Below are 13720 nucleotides of genomic sequence, written 5' to 3' on the forward strand. Positions count from 1 at the left end.
GCCGGACTCGGCGGTGGTGGACGATGGAGGTATGCCCGTACCGCAATCGCCGACCCGCGACGACCTCCTGGCCACAGTCGAGCGCTCGCCCGCGGCAACGGCCGCGCATGACAGGGCTGCCTGGGTTGGTCTGTTCAGCACCGACGGACGCGTCGAGGACCCGGTCGGCTCCCGGCCGCACGTCGGGCACCGCGCCATCGGGCAGTTCTACGACACCTTCATCGGGCCGCGCACCATCGTGTTCCACCGCGACGCCGACATCGTCATCGGCAACACCGTCGTGCGCGACCTGGAGCTCGAAGTGCACATGGGCGCCAAGGTGCAGCTGCGGATTCCGGTCTATCTGCAGTACGACGTGGTCGCCGAGGGGTCCGATCCATCGCTGAAAATTGCTCGGCTGCAAGCATTCTGGGAACTGCCGGGAATGGTGGCGCAGTTCCTGCGATGCGGCGCCGCGGCGTTGCCTGCCGGATTGGGGCTGTCGGGGGCGCTGCTACACAATCAGGGACCCGGGGGTGCGGTTGGTTTCCTTGCTGGTCTGCGCACCGGCGGCACCCGGGCAAAGCGGTCGCTCACCGCGCTGCTGGCCGACGCGGCGACCGGCGACGCGCTGGCCGTCAAGCGGCGGCTCAGCGAGCCGGCGCAGATCACCCGCGGCCCTGATGCCCGGCTGAGTGTCTCCGAACTGGTCGACGAGCTGGCCGGAACCCGGGTGGAGAAGGTGATCGCCGCGGGCCGGTACGTGCTGGCCGGGGTCCGGCGGGACGGCTACCGCGGGGTGGTCATCGCGGAGCTGGCACCCGGCGGTCGGGGTATCAACGGCCTGCGACTCTTTGCCGAATGAAGGCGCCAGTTGCCGAGGCTTCGGCCCCAGACATGAGAACGTAGTCACACCATGGCAGTTCAACCCCAACATGAATACATGTCCTACGAGGAATTCGGCCGACGATTCTTCGAGGTCGCGGTCAGCGAGGAACGCGTCGCGGACGCGATCGGCGGCATCGCCGGCGAAGCCTTCGACATGGGCCCCATCGCCCAGGGGCCCGGAGGGCTCGCGAAGGTCACCGCACGCGTCCAGATCAAACACCCTGTGGTGGCCCGGACGCTCGGTGAAGAGATCACCTTTGCGATCCGTATCCCGCTGGAAATCGACATGACGCTCGACCTGCGCATCGACCGGCCCCGGTTCATGGTGTTCGGCGAAATCAATCTGACCGCGACCGCGCGGGCCGCGCACCCGCTGCTGCTCGTCATCGACGTGAAGACGCCACGCTCGTCGGACATCGCCATCCACGTCACGTCGTCGTCGATCCGCGCGGAGCTGTTGCGCATCGTCGCCAACGTCGACGGCGAGATCCGGCGCTTCATCGCCCATCATGTGGCAGGCGAGATCAACGGCGCAGATGCCAAGGTCATCGACATCGGAACCCGGATCGCGAGCGCCTGGACCGGCGTCTGACCCCGCCGCGCGGCGGCATCGGCAACCGGCTTCCCTTATGATGCAGGGATCATGAAGAGCACATTCGGTACCGCCATCGCCATCGCAGCTACCGCCGCCGGCATCGCCGGCAGCCTGGTCACGGCCGGTCCGGCGAGCGCGGACCCAGGTGTCGACGCCTTCAACAACGCGCTCGGCAACGCCGACATGATGCTGCCGAACGGCTCTGATCCGGTCGCGCTGGGCCAGTCCGTATGCCCGATGCTGGCGCAGCCCGGCCAGACCCTGGCCGACGCCGCTGGGAAGGTCGCCGACGCGTCCGGCATGTCGCTCGGACCGGCCACCATGTTCACCGGCTTCGCGATCTCGTCGTTCTGCCCGGGGGTCGTCGGTGCGCTCGGACGTGGCGAGTCGCCGCTGCCGCTGGGGCTACTCGGCCTCGGATAACGCCGGTCGGACGTCGAGCGGCGCCATCACCGGGCGTTTCGGCTCGAGTCCCGTACCCCGGGAACTGCCCAGCGTGTGTCGCCACACCCAGGGCATCAACATGTTCTGGGCCCACATCAGCTGCGAATACATCCGCTCGCGCAGTCGCGGCAGCACGAGTTCGCCCTCGACCTCCGCCCAGCAGTGATCGCTGCCCGGCAAACCCAGTGCCTCGGCAGCGGCGTCGGCGAACAGTTGATGGCCGTGCGGGGAGCCGTGCACCCGATCGATGGCCCAGGTCGCGGGATCCAACATGGACGTAGCCGCCGACAGGTCGACCAGCCGGAAGCCGAAGTGTTTCGAATCGGTCCGGATCACCTCGTTGATGCGACGCAGCCGGCCGCTGAGCACCCGCCCGACCGGCAGGATGCGGGCGATGTCAGGAAACGTCGTGGTGACCACCGTCGCGCCGGTGGCCGCGAGTTCGGTGTGTACGCGCCGCATGTCCGCCAGCGCCCGGTCGAAGCTGCGAACCGGCCGCGTGACATCGTTCATCCCGATGCAGCTGGTGATCAGGTCGGGGTTCATCGCCCGGGCCATGGGCAGTTGCCGGTCGAGCACGTCGCTGATGCGCCGGCCCCGCACAGCGAGGTTCGCGTACTGGAGTCCAGGCTGTAGTGCGTTGAGTCGCCAGGCCAGGCGGTCGGCGAAACCGTGGATACCTCTGGTGTCGTCGCCGTCCAACAGGCCCTCGGTCTGACTGTCGCCGAGCGCGACATATCGGGAATAGCCGATGGTCACGTCCGTGACTGTAATGAAGGACCGGCAGATCTTCAGCGCAGCGCGCTCAGCCGGGCCAGATCACGTCGAGGGGACGGCCCACCACACTCAGCTGGTTGATCAGCTCGTCGAGCAAGGCGCGCGGCAAGTCGAACTGCCATTGCGGCAGCGTCGCACTGACGCGCACGACACCCGGGCCGAGCTCCACCGAGGTCAGGGTGAGGCCATAGGGCAGCTCGGGCAGCCGGACCGGGTACGCCGGGGCGAGCCCGGGCACCGGAACCCGGGTGGAGCCCAGCGTCAGGCCGCGGGGCTTGAGCCACAGCGTGTTGCCGTGCAGCTGAGGAACCACCTCGACGAATCCGGACCGGAAGCGCGACAGCCGGATTCGGGCGACGGCGTCGTCGCCGATCTCGGTGCTGACGCGCGGTTCGGCGGCCCGGATGAGCTCATCGAGCGAGTCGGACGGAATCTCGACCGTCAACTCCACCGGCGCGGCGACCAGCATCGGCGGCACCGACGGCCGCACATGCAGGTTGTTCAGCTTCGCCGCGATCGAATTCAGTTCGGTACCAGCCCATTTCACATTGTTGGCGGTGACGTTGACGGTGCCGATGTGGCCGACGGCGAAGATGCTGGCGTCCCACCGCGAGTCGAACTCGGCCACAGTGAGGGCCAGGTCGCTGGTGCGCAGCCGGACCGTGATCCGCCGCCCGATCACCAGCGGCCGCACCGTCAGCAGCGCGGTCCGGTACGCCGCGGCCGCCCCGGTGCTCATCGGCAGCACCGCAGCGGTCGACACCACCGAGGTGAACAGATCGAACGGTCGGAGCGGGTCCCACCGGCGCGGCGGACGCGTCATGGGCTCCAGCATGCCTGGCGCCGGTGCCCGCGCACCAGTCGGCGTCGGTGAACAACCGGGAGCGGGCGCCCGGTAGCGTCGAGTCGTGGCTGAGTCTGATGAGCTGTACCGGCAACGCGACCGCGCTGATTCTTTCGGCGGCGCCGCCCGGTCATATGACCAACACCGGCCCCGATACCCGGAGCCCATGCTCGACGAACTGGTCGGTGCGGGTCCGGTCCGGGTCCTCGACGTCGGCGCCGGGACCGGGATCGCGTCCCGCCAGCTGATCGCGCGCGGAGCGGAACTTGTTGCACTGGAACCAGATCCGAGGATGGCCGAGATCGCCGCCGAGCACGGGGTGCCGGTCGAGGTGGCCACATTCGAGGACTGGGCCGACGCCGGCCGGACGTTCGACGTGGTCCTGTTCGCCCAGTCGTTCCACTGGGTCGACCCGGCGGCGGCGCTGCCGAAGATTCGCCGCCTGCTCGCCCCGGGCGGGCGGCTGGCACTGGCGTGGAACCGGCTGTTCCCGGTCCGGCCCTCGCGTGCGGACTTCGCGGAGGTGTACCGCGACTTCCTCGATGCCGCTTCACCTTTGGTGACCGCGACACCCACCGGCGGGACGGGCTCGGGCATGGACAGCGACGACGTGGTGACAGACCTGGAGGCCGCCGGATTCGCGGTGCAGCAGCTGACCTACGAGCGCGGTGAGCAGTACAGCCGCGAGCGGTGGCTGGACCTGGTGTTCACCTACTCCAACCACCTGGTGCTGCCCGCCGATCGGGCCGCCGAGCTGCGTGCCCGGCTGGGTGCGGTGATCGGTGACGGCGGGGTGCAGGTCGGCGGGGACACCCTGCTGATCGTCGCGCGGCCGGAGTAGATCCCGCCGTTAGTCCCGTAGGCGACGGGCGGGCCGGGTCTCGATGGCGTTGAGGGTCAGGGCGCGGCGTCGGATGCGCCAACCGTCATCGGTCTGGACATACTCGTCGTCGTACCGCAGGTGCCACACCAGATCGGTGACGTCGTTGGGGTCGGCGCCGCGGGTCCAGTGGTGGGCGACGCACGCGATGCGGCCGCGGGCGTGGTCCGTGGCGTCGGTGTAGACCTCGCCGACGATCTCGTGCTGGGTACGGGCGACGCCGGACAATGCGGCCATCGCGGTGCGCACACCGTCGTGCCCGTGCTCGGGCCGTACCGGGTCCAATGACCTGGGTGGATCAGGCAGGACCAATTCCGCTGTGCTGGTGAACAGTTCGACCACGTCGTCGAAACGACGATCATCGACGGCGGCGGAGTAGCGATGCACCAGATCCGCCAGATCCAGCCGATCGGCCACGGTCAGGGGCACGGCGTGAGCCCGAGTCGCTCGGCGCACGCCGACAACATGTCCTTGGCCTCGTCGATGTCGGTGACCGGCGGCATGGCCAACACGACACGGTCGGCGCCGAGGTCCGCGAGCCGGCCTGCGCGGTCGGCGTCGACCTTGGTCACCAGGTGCCCGAGTGAGAGCTCGAGGGCGTCGGGATCCCGGTCGGCCCGCTCGGCCGACTCCCGCATCAAGGCGATCAGCTCCATCAGTTCCGCTCCGGCGACGCCCAGCGGCTGCAAGCCGTCGCCGCGTCGGCCGGCCCGGCGGGCCGCGGCCCGGCTGTGTCCGCCGATGTGGATCGGTATCGGCGACACCGGCTTGGGATAGCAAGCGGCGTGGGCGAACTCGAAGAACTCACCCGAGTGGTCGGCGCCGTCCGGCTGGTCCGACCACAGCAGCCGCAGAATGTCGATCTGCTCGTCGGCTCGTCGGCCGCGCGCGTCGAATGGGGCCCCACAGGCCTCGATCTCCTCGCGCAGCCAGCCCATACCGACAGCCAGGCGAATCCGCCCGCCGGACAACACATTCAGCGTGGCGACACGTTTGGCCAACACCACCGGATGATGGTTGGGCAGCACCAGCACCCCGGTTGCCAGGCCCAACGTGCTCGTCTGCCCGGCGAGAAACGCCAGTAGGTCCAGCGGATCCGGGACCGCGCAGTCGGCCGGGATTTCGACCCGGCCCGACGCGTCGTACGGATACACGCTGGAGTATTCGGTCAGCAGTACCGTATGTTCCACGGCCACAATGGATTCGAAGCCGCAGCTCTCCAAGTGCCGGGCGAACTGCGTCATCCAGACCGGGTCGGCGGTGACGCCCGCGGCCACCGGTGCGACCACGGCGAACTTGGGTGACATCAGCGCCTCCGCTCGCTACGGCGAATCTCTTCCCAGCACTGCAGCCGCGTCATGCCGGTGCGGTCCATGCACTCGCGGATCGGCGTTTCCTGTTCTGGCGCAGGCGCGTCGGTGGTGGTGGTGGCGGTGGTCGTCGGTGTGGCTGTGGTGGTCTCGACCGTGACGGTACTGGTGACAGTGGCCTCGGTCGGTGCAGGAGCTTCGGTGGGCGCGGGCGCCATTGTCGACGACGAGCTCGGCGCGGCTTCGGTGCTCGACGGCGTCGTGGTCGTCGGGGGAGCCGTGGTGGAGGTCGCGGCGGGGCGCGGCGGTGTCTGCTGCTCGTCCTTGGCGCGCGAGAATTCGACGGCCGCGAAGACCAGCGCGGCGATCAACAGCAGGGTCAGCACCACGGGCAGGATCAGCGACCGACGCGACCTCGGCAGGTTGGCCGGGTGCAGGATCTCGGTAGCGCCGGTCTGGGCAATCGGAGCCAGTGTGGTGGCATCGACGCCCGCCACGCCCAGTCCGTGCTGCAGGGCACGGGCGAAGTCGGTGCATTTGTCGAACCGGTCCTTGGGATCCTTCGCCAATGCTTTGGCGAACACCGGATCCAAGGCCGCGAGATCGGGCCGGCGCTGCGAGAGCGCCGGCGGGGGAGCACTGAGATGTTTGCCGATGATCACCGCGGCATTGGAGTTCTCGAACGGTGGCGCGCCGGTGAAGAGCTGAAAGGCGGTGGCCGCCAGGGCATATTGGTCGGCGCGACCGTCGATGGCGCTGCCCGTCAGCTGTTCCGGTGCGGCGTAGAACACCGTGCCGACCGTCATGTTCGTCGCGGTCAGACCGGCGGAGTCGTCGGCGCACCGGGCAATGCCGAAGTCGGCCAACTTGATTCGTTTGTTCGCCGGATCGGTATCACTGATCAGGATGTTGGCCGGCTTGACGTCCCGGTGCAGGAGGTCGTGCTGATGGGCGTAGTCGAGCGCGCGGCCCACCGCGCTGATGATCTCCGCCGCTTGATCGTCGGACACGCCGCCGCTGCTGCGGAGCAGGCGGCTGACATCGGTGCCGTCCACGTACTCCATCGAGATCCACAACTGACCGTCGAACTCGCCGCGGTCGTACACGCCCACGATGTTCGGATGGGACAGCGCGGCAGTCAGATCGGCCTCGCGCAGGAACCGCTCGCGGAACTCCTGGTTGGTCGACGTCTCGGGCCGCAGCACCTTGACCGCATCTTGGCGGGGCAGCCGCGGGTGCTGGGCGACGTAGACCTCACCCATTCCGCCGGACCCCAGGCACCGGATGATGGTGTATCCGGCGAAGTCGGTTCCCTCGGCCATTGGCATTGGGGCATCGTAAACCGAGCCCGCTCGGCGGCTAGAGGTCCAGGGTCAGCGGCCCGTCGCCCTGGGCGCGGGACACACAGATCAGCGCCTGCCCGGCATCGCGTTCGGTCTCGGTCAGCAATCCGTCACGGTGGTCGACCGCACCGGCGAGCACCTGCACGCGGCACGTGCCGCAGAAGCCCTGCTGACACGAATACGGTGCGTGCACACCGGCTTTGATGAGGGCCGTGAGCAAGGTTTCGTCCGCCGCGACGGCGACGGTCTGACCTGTCGAGGCGACCTCGACCTTGAACTCATGACCATCGGTCACCGGGGGTGCGGCGAAGCGTTCGAAGTGCAGCTCGATGTCGTCCGCCCCGACCAGCCGGGCGCGGATCGCGTTCAGCATCGGCGCCGGCCCGCAGGTGTACACGGAGGTGCCGGGCCGGCAGTCGCCCAGCAGATCGTCGGCCGTCGGCAGGCCGTCGACGTCGTCGGTGCGGATCTGCACCCGGTCGCCGAACCGCGTCAGTTCGTCCAGGAACGGCAGGCTGTCGCGGCTGCGACCGACGTACAGCATCGACCAGTCGATGCCGAACTGGTCGGCACGCGCCAGCATGGGCAGGATCGGGGTGATGCCGATGCCGCCGGCGATGAACCGCAGCGTGCGGGTCGGCGACCCGAAGCCGGGCACCGCCAGCGGGAAGGCGTTGCGCGGGCCGTTGGTGGTGATCTCGTCGCCGATGGTGAGCTGATGTGCCTCGATCGAGCCACCGCCGCCATCGGGTATGCGCCGCACGGCAATTCGGTACGACCCCTGCACGTCGGGATCGCCGCACAGCGAGTACTGACGGACCAGACCGCTCGGCAGGTGGATGTCCAGATGCGAACCGGGGTGCCAGCGGGGCAGCTCCGCACCGTCGGCGCTGACGAACGTCAACGCCACCACGTCCTGATCGTGCGCGACCACCTGGCGGTCGGCGATCCGCAACCGGATGGTGCGTTCGACGACCGCGGGCACCGGCGGCTTCCGCAGTCGCGTCGACGCCCAGAACGTGCTGCTGACGACGGCGTCGGCCACCGTGACCAGCAGGTCGTGCGGCAACAGGCCCATCACGCTGGGCGGCGCCAGGCGTGACCGGAAGCGGCGCGCCCTCACAGGTGTGCGGCGCGGGCGGCGGGCGAGGCGGCCAGATACGCCACGGCCTGCGCGGTCGAGCCCATGGATTCCGGGCTGTAGTTCGGCTTGAAGTACACCAGCGTCTGGGTGAGCAGCAGTTTCCGGTACTTCGGCAGGAGCCCCAGCTTGGAGTCGCGCATGCGCAGGCGCTGCGACTTCCACCAGCCGAGCTTCAGCTGCGGGTCGCTCTTGACGAGGAACCGCATGCCGCGCTGGAAGAACACGTACATCAGGATCGCCACGACGCTCATCGCGCGGATGCGGTCGAAGTAGCTGTTCCGGAAGTACATGGCGACCTCGTGGGCCACCGAACGGTGCTCCACTTCCTCGGCGCCGTGCCAGCGGAACAGGTCGACCATCACGGGGTCGGCGTCGTAGTTGTCCCAGGTGCAGTTCAGGACGAAGTCACCGAGCACCGCGGTGTAGTGCTCGACGGCCGCGATGAACCACAACCGCTCGATGAGGTTGTTCATCTTGCGGCGCGGGTCGGTCGTCTTGGCCGGGGCCAGGATTTCCTCGAAGACGAACTCGACCTGATCCAGCATCGGCGTGACGTTCATGCCGCTGCGCACCAGGTAGTCGTTCATGACGGTGTCGTGGGCCTCGGCGTGCATGGCCTCCTGGCCGATGAAGCCGCGGACGTCCTCGGCGAGCTTCGGATCCTTGATCAGCGGCAGCGCTTCGTTGAAGGTCTCGATGAACCAGCGCTCACCGGCCGGAAGCAGGATGTTCAACAGGTTCACCACATGCGAGGCGACGGGGTGGCCGGGAATCCAGGACATCGGCTTGTTCGCGGTCTCGAAAGCCACGTTTCGCGCCTGGATTTGCACCGGACCCGGGTCTACCTCGTGGGTGAAACGTTGTGGTCGCAGCATGGAACAGCTACCTCCGGATCCTCAAGCGTCGTTGCGAGTGGATTCAGTGTAAGCGTTTTATGTGGGAACGGCGGTACTGGGTTTTGCCGAAATACGCCGAAACGGCATTCCAGCAGTCAAAAACCGGGTGATGACCTGCTGGAATGCCGTTTCGGTGGAAAGTTACATACCGGGGACCGACATGCCCGGCTGCGGGCCGACAGGCGTCGCCTGCACCGTCGTGACACCGTTGGAGCCGACGTGCGGACCCTGCGGGGCGCCCGGAGCGCCTGCTGCGCCGCCACCGGAGGCGGGCGCGCCGGCAGAGGCGTTCTCGACAGCCTTGGTGGTGCAGTTCAGCATCAAGATGACGCGGCCGTGGCTGCCCATCTTCTCCTGATCGACGATGCACTGCGCCTGCGGCACATCGCTGCCCACCGAGCCACCGAAGGTGGCCTTCACGCCCTGACTCTTGAGAATCGAGACAGCGCGCGCGTACGACTCACCGACCACATTCATGGAGTTCGTGCCTCCGGGATCGGATGCGGCCACGGACGAGCCGAACACCGCGGTGGCACCTACCGCCACTGCACCTGCTGCCACGGCACCTGCCGTCAGCATCTTCAGCTTGTTCACCTGACCTCCTCGAGTACAGCGAAGATAGCGCAGATCACGGGGTGGAGAAACTCGAATCAACCCAATCCCGGTGTCACCGCGTCGCCCATCACCTGCGCCAACGCCGCTGCGCGCGGGTCGGAAAACAGGTCTTCGAGGAGGATTCTGCGGCCGTCGGGACCGGCGAGCGGCACCTGCCAGTTCGGATATTCGTCACTGGTGCCCGGCTGATTCTGGGTCCGCACGTCGCCGACGGCGTCGGGCAGGGCGAGCGCCAGCAGCCGCGACGGGGTGCGGGTCAGGTACCGGTACAGGGCCAGGACGGTCTGGTCGGCATCGATCGCGTCGGGGGCGTTCGGCGGCAGCAGCCCCGCCGCCCGCAGCACGTCCAGCCAACGCTGCTGGTCGGCGTGATCGGCCGCTACTTCTTCTTTGTAGGGGCGGGTCAGCAGACCGAGATCGCGGCGTAGTCGCAGATGTGCGCCGGCCAGGTAGCCGGCCGTCGGTGGCAGATCGTGCGTGGTCACCGCCGACAGGCAGTACTCGCGCCAGCGTGGCGCGGGCAGCGGGCCGCCGTCCCGATCGGCTTCGAACCACAGGATCGACGTGCCCAGCAGGCCGCGGTCACGCAGGTAGTCGCGAACCCATGGCTCGACGGTGCCCAGATCCTCGCCGACCACCACCGTGCCGGCCCGGTGCGCCTCCAGCGCCAGGACGCCGATCATTGCCTCGTGGTCGTAGTGGACATAGGTGCCGTCGACCGGCGTCGCGCCCTCGGGGATCCACCACAGCCGGAACAGGCCGATGATGTGGTCGATGCGGACCCCGCCGGCGTGCCGCAGCACCGCCCTGACCACGGCCCGGAACGGCTCATAGGCTCGCTCGACGAGTTCGTCGGGGCGCCACGGCGGCTGGGACCAGTCCTGCCCGAGCTGATTGAACTCATCCGGCGGCGCCCCGGCCGACACCCCGGTGGCCAGCACGTCCTGCAACGCCCAGGCGTCGGCGCCGCCCGGATGCACGCCCACTGCCAGATCATGGACGATGCCCAACGACATCCCGGCCTGGACCGTGGTGGCCTGCGCCGCGGTCAGCTGATCGTCGAGCTGCCATTGCAGCCAGCGGTGGAAATCGATACGGCTGTTGTGCTTTTCGGCGAAAGCCCGCACCGCGGGATGGTCGGGGTGCTGAAACTCCGCGGGCCAGTCGCGCCAGTCGGCGCCGTGCTTTTCGGCCAGCACGCACCACGTCGCGAAGTCGTCGAGCGTGCGGCCGGTGCGTCGTCGGTACCCGTCGTAGGCCACCGCGCGGCCGGCTGATCGGTTGGCTCGGTACACCTCTTTGAGTGCATTGCGCTTGGACTTCCAGGCCGCATCCCGATCGATGAACTCGTTCTTGTCGGCCCGGGACTGGGCGTCGACCCGGGCCTTGCGCAGCGTCGCCGGCGTGCGGATCGCGGTGTACTCCGGGATGGCCTGCACCCGCAGATACAACGGGTTGGCGAACTGGCGCGAGGTCGGCAGGTACGGCGACGGCTCCATCGGAGCCACCGGACCCGCTGCGTGCAGGGGGTTGACCAGGATGAAATCCGCGTGGTGCCGGGTCGCCGACCAGACGGCCAGGTCGGTGAGATCGGTGAGATCGCCCGTGCCCCAGGAGTTTTGCGAACGCACGCTGTAGAGCTGGGTGGCCAGGCCCCAGGCCCGGCCGTTGCCCAGCCGGCTCGGCAGGGTCAGCGCATCGGGAGTGACGATCAGGACGGCGTCGGCGTCCGCGACGGTGCCGGCCTGGACGTGCAGTCGGTGATAGCCCAGCGGGAGATCAGCGGGCAGCTCGAAGGTCGCCTCGCCGATCAAGCGGCCATCGAGATTGAACGGCGGCCGGTTGTTCTCCAGCTGGCGCAGCCCCGCCCGCACCGAACCGTCCTCCAATCGGATCCACACGCCGACGGGCGCGCCGTGGGTGACGTGCACCCAGAAGCTCGACGGCTGGCCCGACCGGGCGACGATCGTGGGGGACAAGGTGCGCTGCCAATACGTGCGTTCGTGATCGGCCAGAGCCGCCGCGCAAGCGTCGTCCGAGTCGGCCGGTACGCCCAGGGCGCCGAGGACGGCGACCAGCGTCACGGCGGCGACGGCGTGCTGCGCACCGCTCCAGTCGACGTACTCGGTGGCCACACCGTGGCGTCGGGCGAGCTCGACGAGCGACGCGGTGCGATCAGTCATGCGCGCCATCTTGCCGCGATTCGGAGCACCATGGGAGCTGAGGCGCGGACAGAACGTGCCGGGATACGCTGCGCACGGAGGTGTCGACGTGAGTTCCGATCTGCTGTCCGACGTGCTGCCGACCATGTTGCACGACCCGGTCTCGTACGCCATTCCGTTCTTCGTCGTCGCGCTGCTGCTGGAGTGGGGCGCGGCGCGCAAGCTCGCGTACGACGAACAGCAGCGGCCGCCGTCCGGCGCCTACTTGCGCGCCGATGCTTGGGCCAGTATCTGGATGGGCGCGGTGTCGTTGTTCACCAGCGGTGTGCTGAATTTCCTTGCGCTGGTCGGCTATGCCGCCCTCTATGTATATGTCGCGCCGTGGCACCTGCCCGGGAACGCCTGGTACACGTGGGTGATCGCGATCCTCGGCGTCGACCTGATCTACTACACGTACCACCGGATGGCGCATCGGGTGCGGCTGTTCTGGGCCACGCATCAGGCGCACCATTCCAGCGAGTATTTCAATCTGTCCACCGCGTTGCGGCAGAAGTGGAACCCGTCCGGGGACCTGTTGATGAAGGCGGTGCTGCCGGCGCTCGGGGTGCCGCCGTGGATAGTGTTCGCCAGTTTCTCGGTGAATCTGGTGTACCAGTATTGGATTCACACCGAGCGCATCGGGAAGCTCTGGCGCCCAATCGAATACGTCTTCAATACGCCGTCGCACCATCGGGTGCACCACGGCCGGGACCAGCAGTACCTCGACAAGAACTACGGCGGGATTCTGATCATCTGGGACCGGATGTTCGGTAGCTTCACGCCCGAGACCGCGCGGCCGAACTACGGCTTGACCAAACCTGTTGGTACGTACGATATCTGGAAGCTGCAGACACACGAGTACCTCACCATGGTGCGAGATGTGCGCGAGGCCAACGGATTCGGTGATCGCCTGGGTTATGTGTTCGGCCCGCCGGGGTGGCAGCCGGCCGGTCCGGAGTCCGCTGCGGTTCGCTGACCTCGGCGTAAATGCTGTCAGCGCGCTGTGATTCCTCCGCGATAACTCATTGTTTGCGAACTGTTTTGATTTTTGCGAGCGCAAACCCTGACGTGTGGCGGAACCGTCGGTACTGTCGGTGAGCGACAGGGGTGAATCCAAACCAAAGGAGCTGGACTTTCATGGGTGACACACTTCAGAAGGGCGAGAAGCTCGAGGTCGGCCAGTCGCTGACGTCGAACAACGGTGCCTACCGTCTGGTCCTGCAGGACGACGGCAATCTGGTGCTGTACACGGGGGAGCAGTCGGTGTGGGCCTCCGGCACCAACGGTCAGGACGTCCAGCGCGCCGAGGTGCAGGACGACGGCAACTTCGTGCTGTACACGGCGGACAAGCCGGTGTGGGCCAGTGACACCAAGGGCGCGGACAACGTCCGGCTGGTGCTGCAGGACGACCGCAACCTGGTGCTGTACAGCGGCGACGACGCCAAGTGGTCGTCGGACACGCACACCGACGAGGTGCCCGCGGCGCCGGTCGAGGCTGCTCCCGAGCCGGTGGTGGTCGAGGCCGTTGCCGAGCCGGTCGCCGTCGAGGTCGTTGCCGAGCCCGAGCCCGCCCCGGCGCCCGAGGCGCCGGCGGCACGCACCTACACGGTGCAGTCGGGTGACACCCTCTGGGCCATCTCCGAGCAGTTCTACGGCGACGGTAGCCGTTACCCGGAGATTGCCAGTGCCAGCGGGATCGACAACCCGGACCTGATCCAGCCCGGTCAGCTCCTGACCATTCCCTGACCTGGACGGACCCTGGCGGCCCGGATCGAAAGATCCGGGCCGCCAGTGCATTTCAGGG

Annotated in this window: 15 protein-coding genes; 6 read left to right on the top strand and 9 right to left on the bottom strand. The window is 68.0% G+C overall.

What is annotated here, in order from left to right; translation table 11 throughout:
• Positions 1 to 31: 31 nt before the first annotated feature.
• From ACNO8X_RS15230 to ACNO8X_RS15240, 3 genes are all read left to right on the top strand, one after another.
• The gene (locus ACNO8X_RS15230) at positions 32 to 844 is read left to right on the top strand and encodes a nuclear transport factor 2 family protein (protein ID WP_418001675.1); all 813 of its coding nucleotides are present in this window, start codon (positions 32 to 34) and stop codon (positions 842 to 844) included.
• A gap of 78 nt (positions 845 to 922) precedes the next feature.
• Positions 923 to 1459, top strand: coding sequence for a hypothetical protein (locus ACNO8X_RS15235; protein WP_231575656.1), 537 nt, complete (start codon positions 923 to 925; stop codon positions 1457 to 1459).
• 51 nt (positions 1460 to 1510) lie between these two features.
• The gene (locus ACNO8X_RS15240; protein ID WP_260938479.1) at positions 1511 to 1885 is read left to right on the top strand and encodes a DUF732 domain-containing protein; all 375 of its coding nucleotides are present in this window, start codon (positions 1511 to 1513) and stop codon (positions 1883 to 1885) included.
• On the opposite strand, the gene ACNO8X_RS15245 is transcribed toward ACNO8X_RS15240, so the two are convergent.
• Both ACNO8X_RS15245 and ACNO8X_RS15250 read right to left on the bottom strand, forming a co-directional pair.
• Positions 1868 to 2665: an SGNH/GDSL hydrolase family protein gene (locus ACNO8X_RS15245; RefSeq protein ID WP_418001676.1), complete on the bottom strand. Its 798-nt coding sequence runs from the start codon at positions 2663 to 2665 to the stop codon at positions 1868 to 1870. The two genes, ACNO8X_RS15240 and ACNO8X_RS15245, sit on opposite strands and share 18 nt — an antisense overlap.
• Before the next feature lie 46 nt (positions 2666 to 2711).
• The gene (locus ACNO8X_RS15250; RefSeq protein WP_418001677.1) at positions 2712 to 3506 is read right to left on the bottom strand and encodes an LmeA family phospholipid-binding protein; all 795 of its coding nucleotides are present in this window, start codon (positions 3504 to 3506) and stop codon (positions 2712 to 2714) included.
• Positions 3507 to 3609: 103 nt separating this feature from the next.
• Between ACNO8X_RS15250 and ACNO8X_RS15255 the strand changes: the two genes are divergently transcribed.
• Positions 3610 to 4368 carry a class I SAM-dependent methyltransferase gene (locus ACNO8X_RS15255; protein ID WP_418005915.1) on the top strand — a complete coding sequence of 253 codons (759 nt, stop codon included), beginning with the start codon at positions 3610 to 3612 and terminating at the stop codon, positions 4366 to 4368.
• A 9-nt stretch (positions 4369 to 4377) separates the two neighbouring features.
• On the opposite strand, the gene ACNO8X_RS15260 is transcribed toward ACNO8X_RS15255, so the two are convergent.
• The 7 genes from ACNO8X_RS15260 to malQ all read right to left on the bottom strand — a co-directional run bounded on the left by ACNO8X_RS15260 (position 4378) and on the right by malQ (position 11898).
• A complete protein-coding gene (locus ACNO8X_RS15260) occupies positions 4378 to 4836 on the bottom strand; it encodes a nuclear transport factor 2 family protein (protein WP_418001678.1) in 459 nt (152 codons plus the stop codon).
• Positions 4827 to 5714, bottom strand: coding sequence for an LLM class F420-dependent oxidoreductase (locus ACNO8X_RS15265; RefSeq protein ID WP_418001679.1), 888 nt, complete (start codon positions 5712 to 5714; stop codon positions 4827 to 4829). Before ACNO8X_RS15265 ends, ACNO8X_RS15260 begins: the two co-directional genes overlap by 10 nt.
• Positions 5714 to 7045 carry a serine/threonine-protein kinase gene (locus tag ACNO8X_RS15270; protein ID WP_418001680.1) on the bottom strand — a complete coding sequence of 444 codons (1332 nt, stop codon included), beginning with the start codon at positions 7043 to 7045 and terminating at the stop codon, positions 5714 to 5716. The genes ACNO8X_RS15265 and ACNO8X_RS15270 overlap by 1 nt, the downstream gene beginning before the upstream one ends.
• A gap of 31 nt (positions 7046 to 7076) precedes the next feature.
• A complete protein-coding gene (locus ACNO8X_RS15275; RefSeq protein ID WP_418005916.1) occupies positions 7077 to 8138 on the bottom strand; it encodes a PDR/VanB family oxidoreductase in 1062 nt (353 codons plus the stop codon).
• Between the two features lie 41 nt (positions 8139 to 8179).
• Entirely contained in the window at positions 8180 to 9079 is a 900-nt protein-coding gene (locus tag ACNO8X_RS15280) for a metal-dependent hydrolase (RefSeq protein WP_418001681.1), read from the bottom strand.
• 162 nt (positions 9080 to 9241) lie between these two features.
• Positions 9242 to 9694 carry a hypothetical protein gene (locus tag ACNO8X_RS15285; protein WP_418001682.1) on the bottom strand — a complete coding sequence of 151 codons (453 nt, stop codon included), beginning with the start codon at positions 9692 to 9694 and terminating at the stop codon, positions 9242 to 9244.
• 56 nt (positions 9695 to 9750) lie between these two features.
• On the bottom strand, positions 9751 to 11898 hold the full coding sequence (gene malQ, locus ACNO8X_RS15290) for a 4-alpha-glucanotransferase (RefSeq protein ID WP_418001683.1): 2148 nt from the start codon (positions 11896 to 11898) through the stop codon (positions 9751 to 9753).
• A 124-nt stretch (positions 11899 to 12022) separates the two neighbouring features.
• Here malQ and ACNO8X_RS15295 point away from each other — a divergent pair, with 124 nt between their 5' ends.
• Both ACNO8X_RS15295 and ACNO8X_RS15300 read left to right on the top strand, forming a co-directional pair.
• On the top strand, positions 12023 to 12892 hold the full coding sequence (locus ACNO8X_RS15295; RefSeq protein ID WP_418005917.1) for a sterol desaturase family protein: 870 nt from the start codon (positions 12023 to 12025) through the stop codon (positions 12890 to 12892).
• 161 nt (positions 12893 to 13053) lie between these two features.
• Entirely contained in the window at positions 13054 to 13662 is a 609-nt protein-coding gene (locus tag ACNO8X_RS15300) for a LysM peptidoglycan-binding domain-containing protein (protein ID WP_418001684.1), read from the top strand.
• Positions 13663 to 13720: the final 58 nt, after the last annotated feature.

This window comes from Mycobacterium sp. PDNC021, assembly GCF_048282635.1.
Classification (GTDB): Bacteria; Actinomycetota; Actinomycetes; order Mycobacteriales; family Mycobacteriaceae; genus Mycobacterium; species Mycobacterium llatzerense.

What these genes read in the sequence shown, in the direction of transcription:
- ACNO8X_RS15230 (WP_418001675.1), top strand. Translation starts at nt 32, where the DNA reads ATGCCCGTACCGCAATCGCCGACCCGCGACGACCTCCTGGCCACAGTC.
- ACNO8X_RS15235 (WP_231575656.1), top strand. Translation starts at nt 923, where the DNA reads ATGTCCTACGAGGAATTCGGCCGACGATTCTTCGAGGTCGCGGTCAGC.
- ACNO8X_RS15240 (WP_260938479.1), top strand. Translation starts at nt 1,511, where the DNA reads ATGAAGAGCACATTCGGTACCGCCATCGCCATCGCAGCTACCGCCGCC.
- ACNO8X_RS15250 (WP_418001677.1), bottom strand. Translation starts at nt 3,506, where the DNA reads ATGACGCGTCCGCCGCGCCGGTGGGACCCGCTCCGACCGTTCGATCTG.
- ACNO8X_RS15265 (WP_418001679.1), bottom strand. Translation starts at nt 5,714, where the DNA reads ATGTCACCCAAGTTCGCCGTGGTCGCACCGGTGGCCGCGGGCGTCACC.
- ACNO8X_RS15270 (WP_418001680.1), bottom strand. Translation starts at nt 7,045, where the DNA reads ATGCCAATGGCCGAGGGAACCGACTTCGCCGGATACACCATCATCCGG.
- ACNO8X_RS15275 (WP_418005916.1), bottom strand. Translation starts at nt 8,138, where the DNA reads ATGGGCCTGTTGCCGCACGACCTGCTGGTCACGGTGGCCGACGCCGTC.
- ACNO8X_RS15280 (WP_418001681.1), bottom strand. Translation starts at nt 9,079, where the DNA reads ATGCTGCGACCACAACGTTTCACCCACGAGGTAGACCCGGGTCCGGTG.
- malQ (WP_418001683.1), bottom strand. Translation starts at nt 11,898, where the DNA reads ATGACTGATCGCACCGCGTCGCTCGTCGAGCTCGCCCGACGCCACGGT.
- ACNO8X_RS15295 (WP_418005917.1), top strand. Translation starts at nt 12,023, where the DNA reads ATGTTGCACGACCCGGTCTCGTACGCCATTCCGTTCTTCGTCGTCGCG.
- ACNO8X_RS15300 (WP_418001684.1), top strand. Translation starts at nt 13,054, where the DNA reads ATGGGTGACACACTTCAGAAGGGCGAGAAGCTCGAGGTCGGCCAGTCG.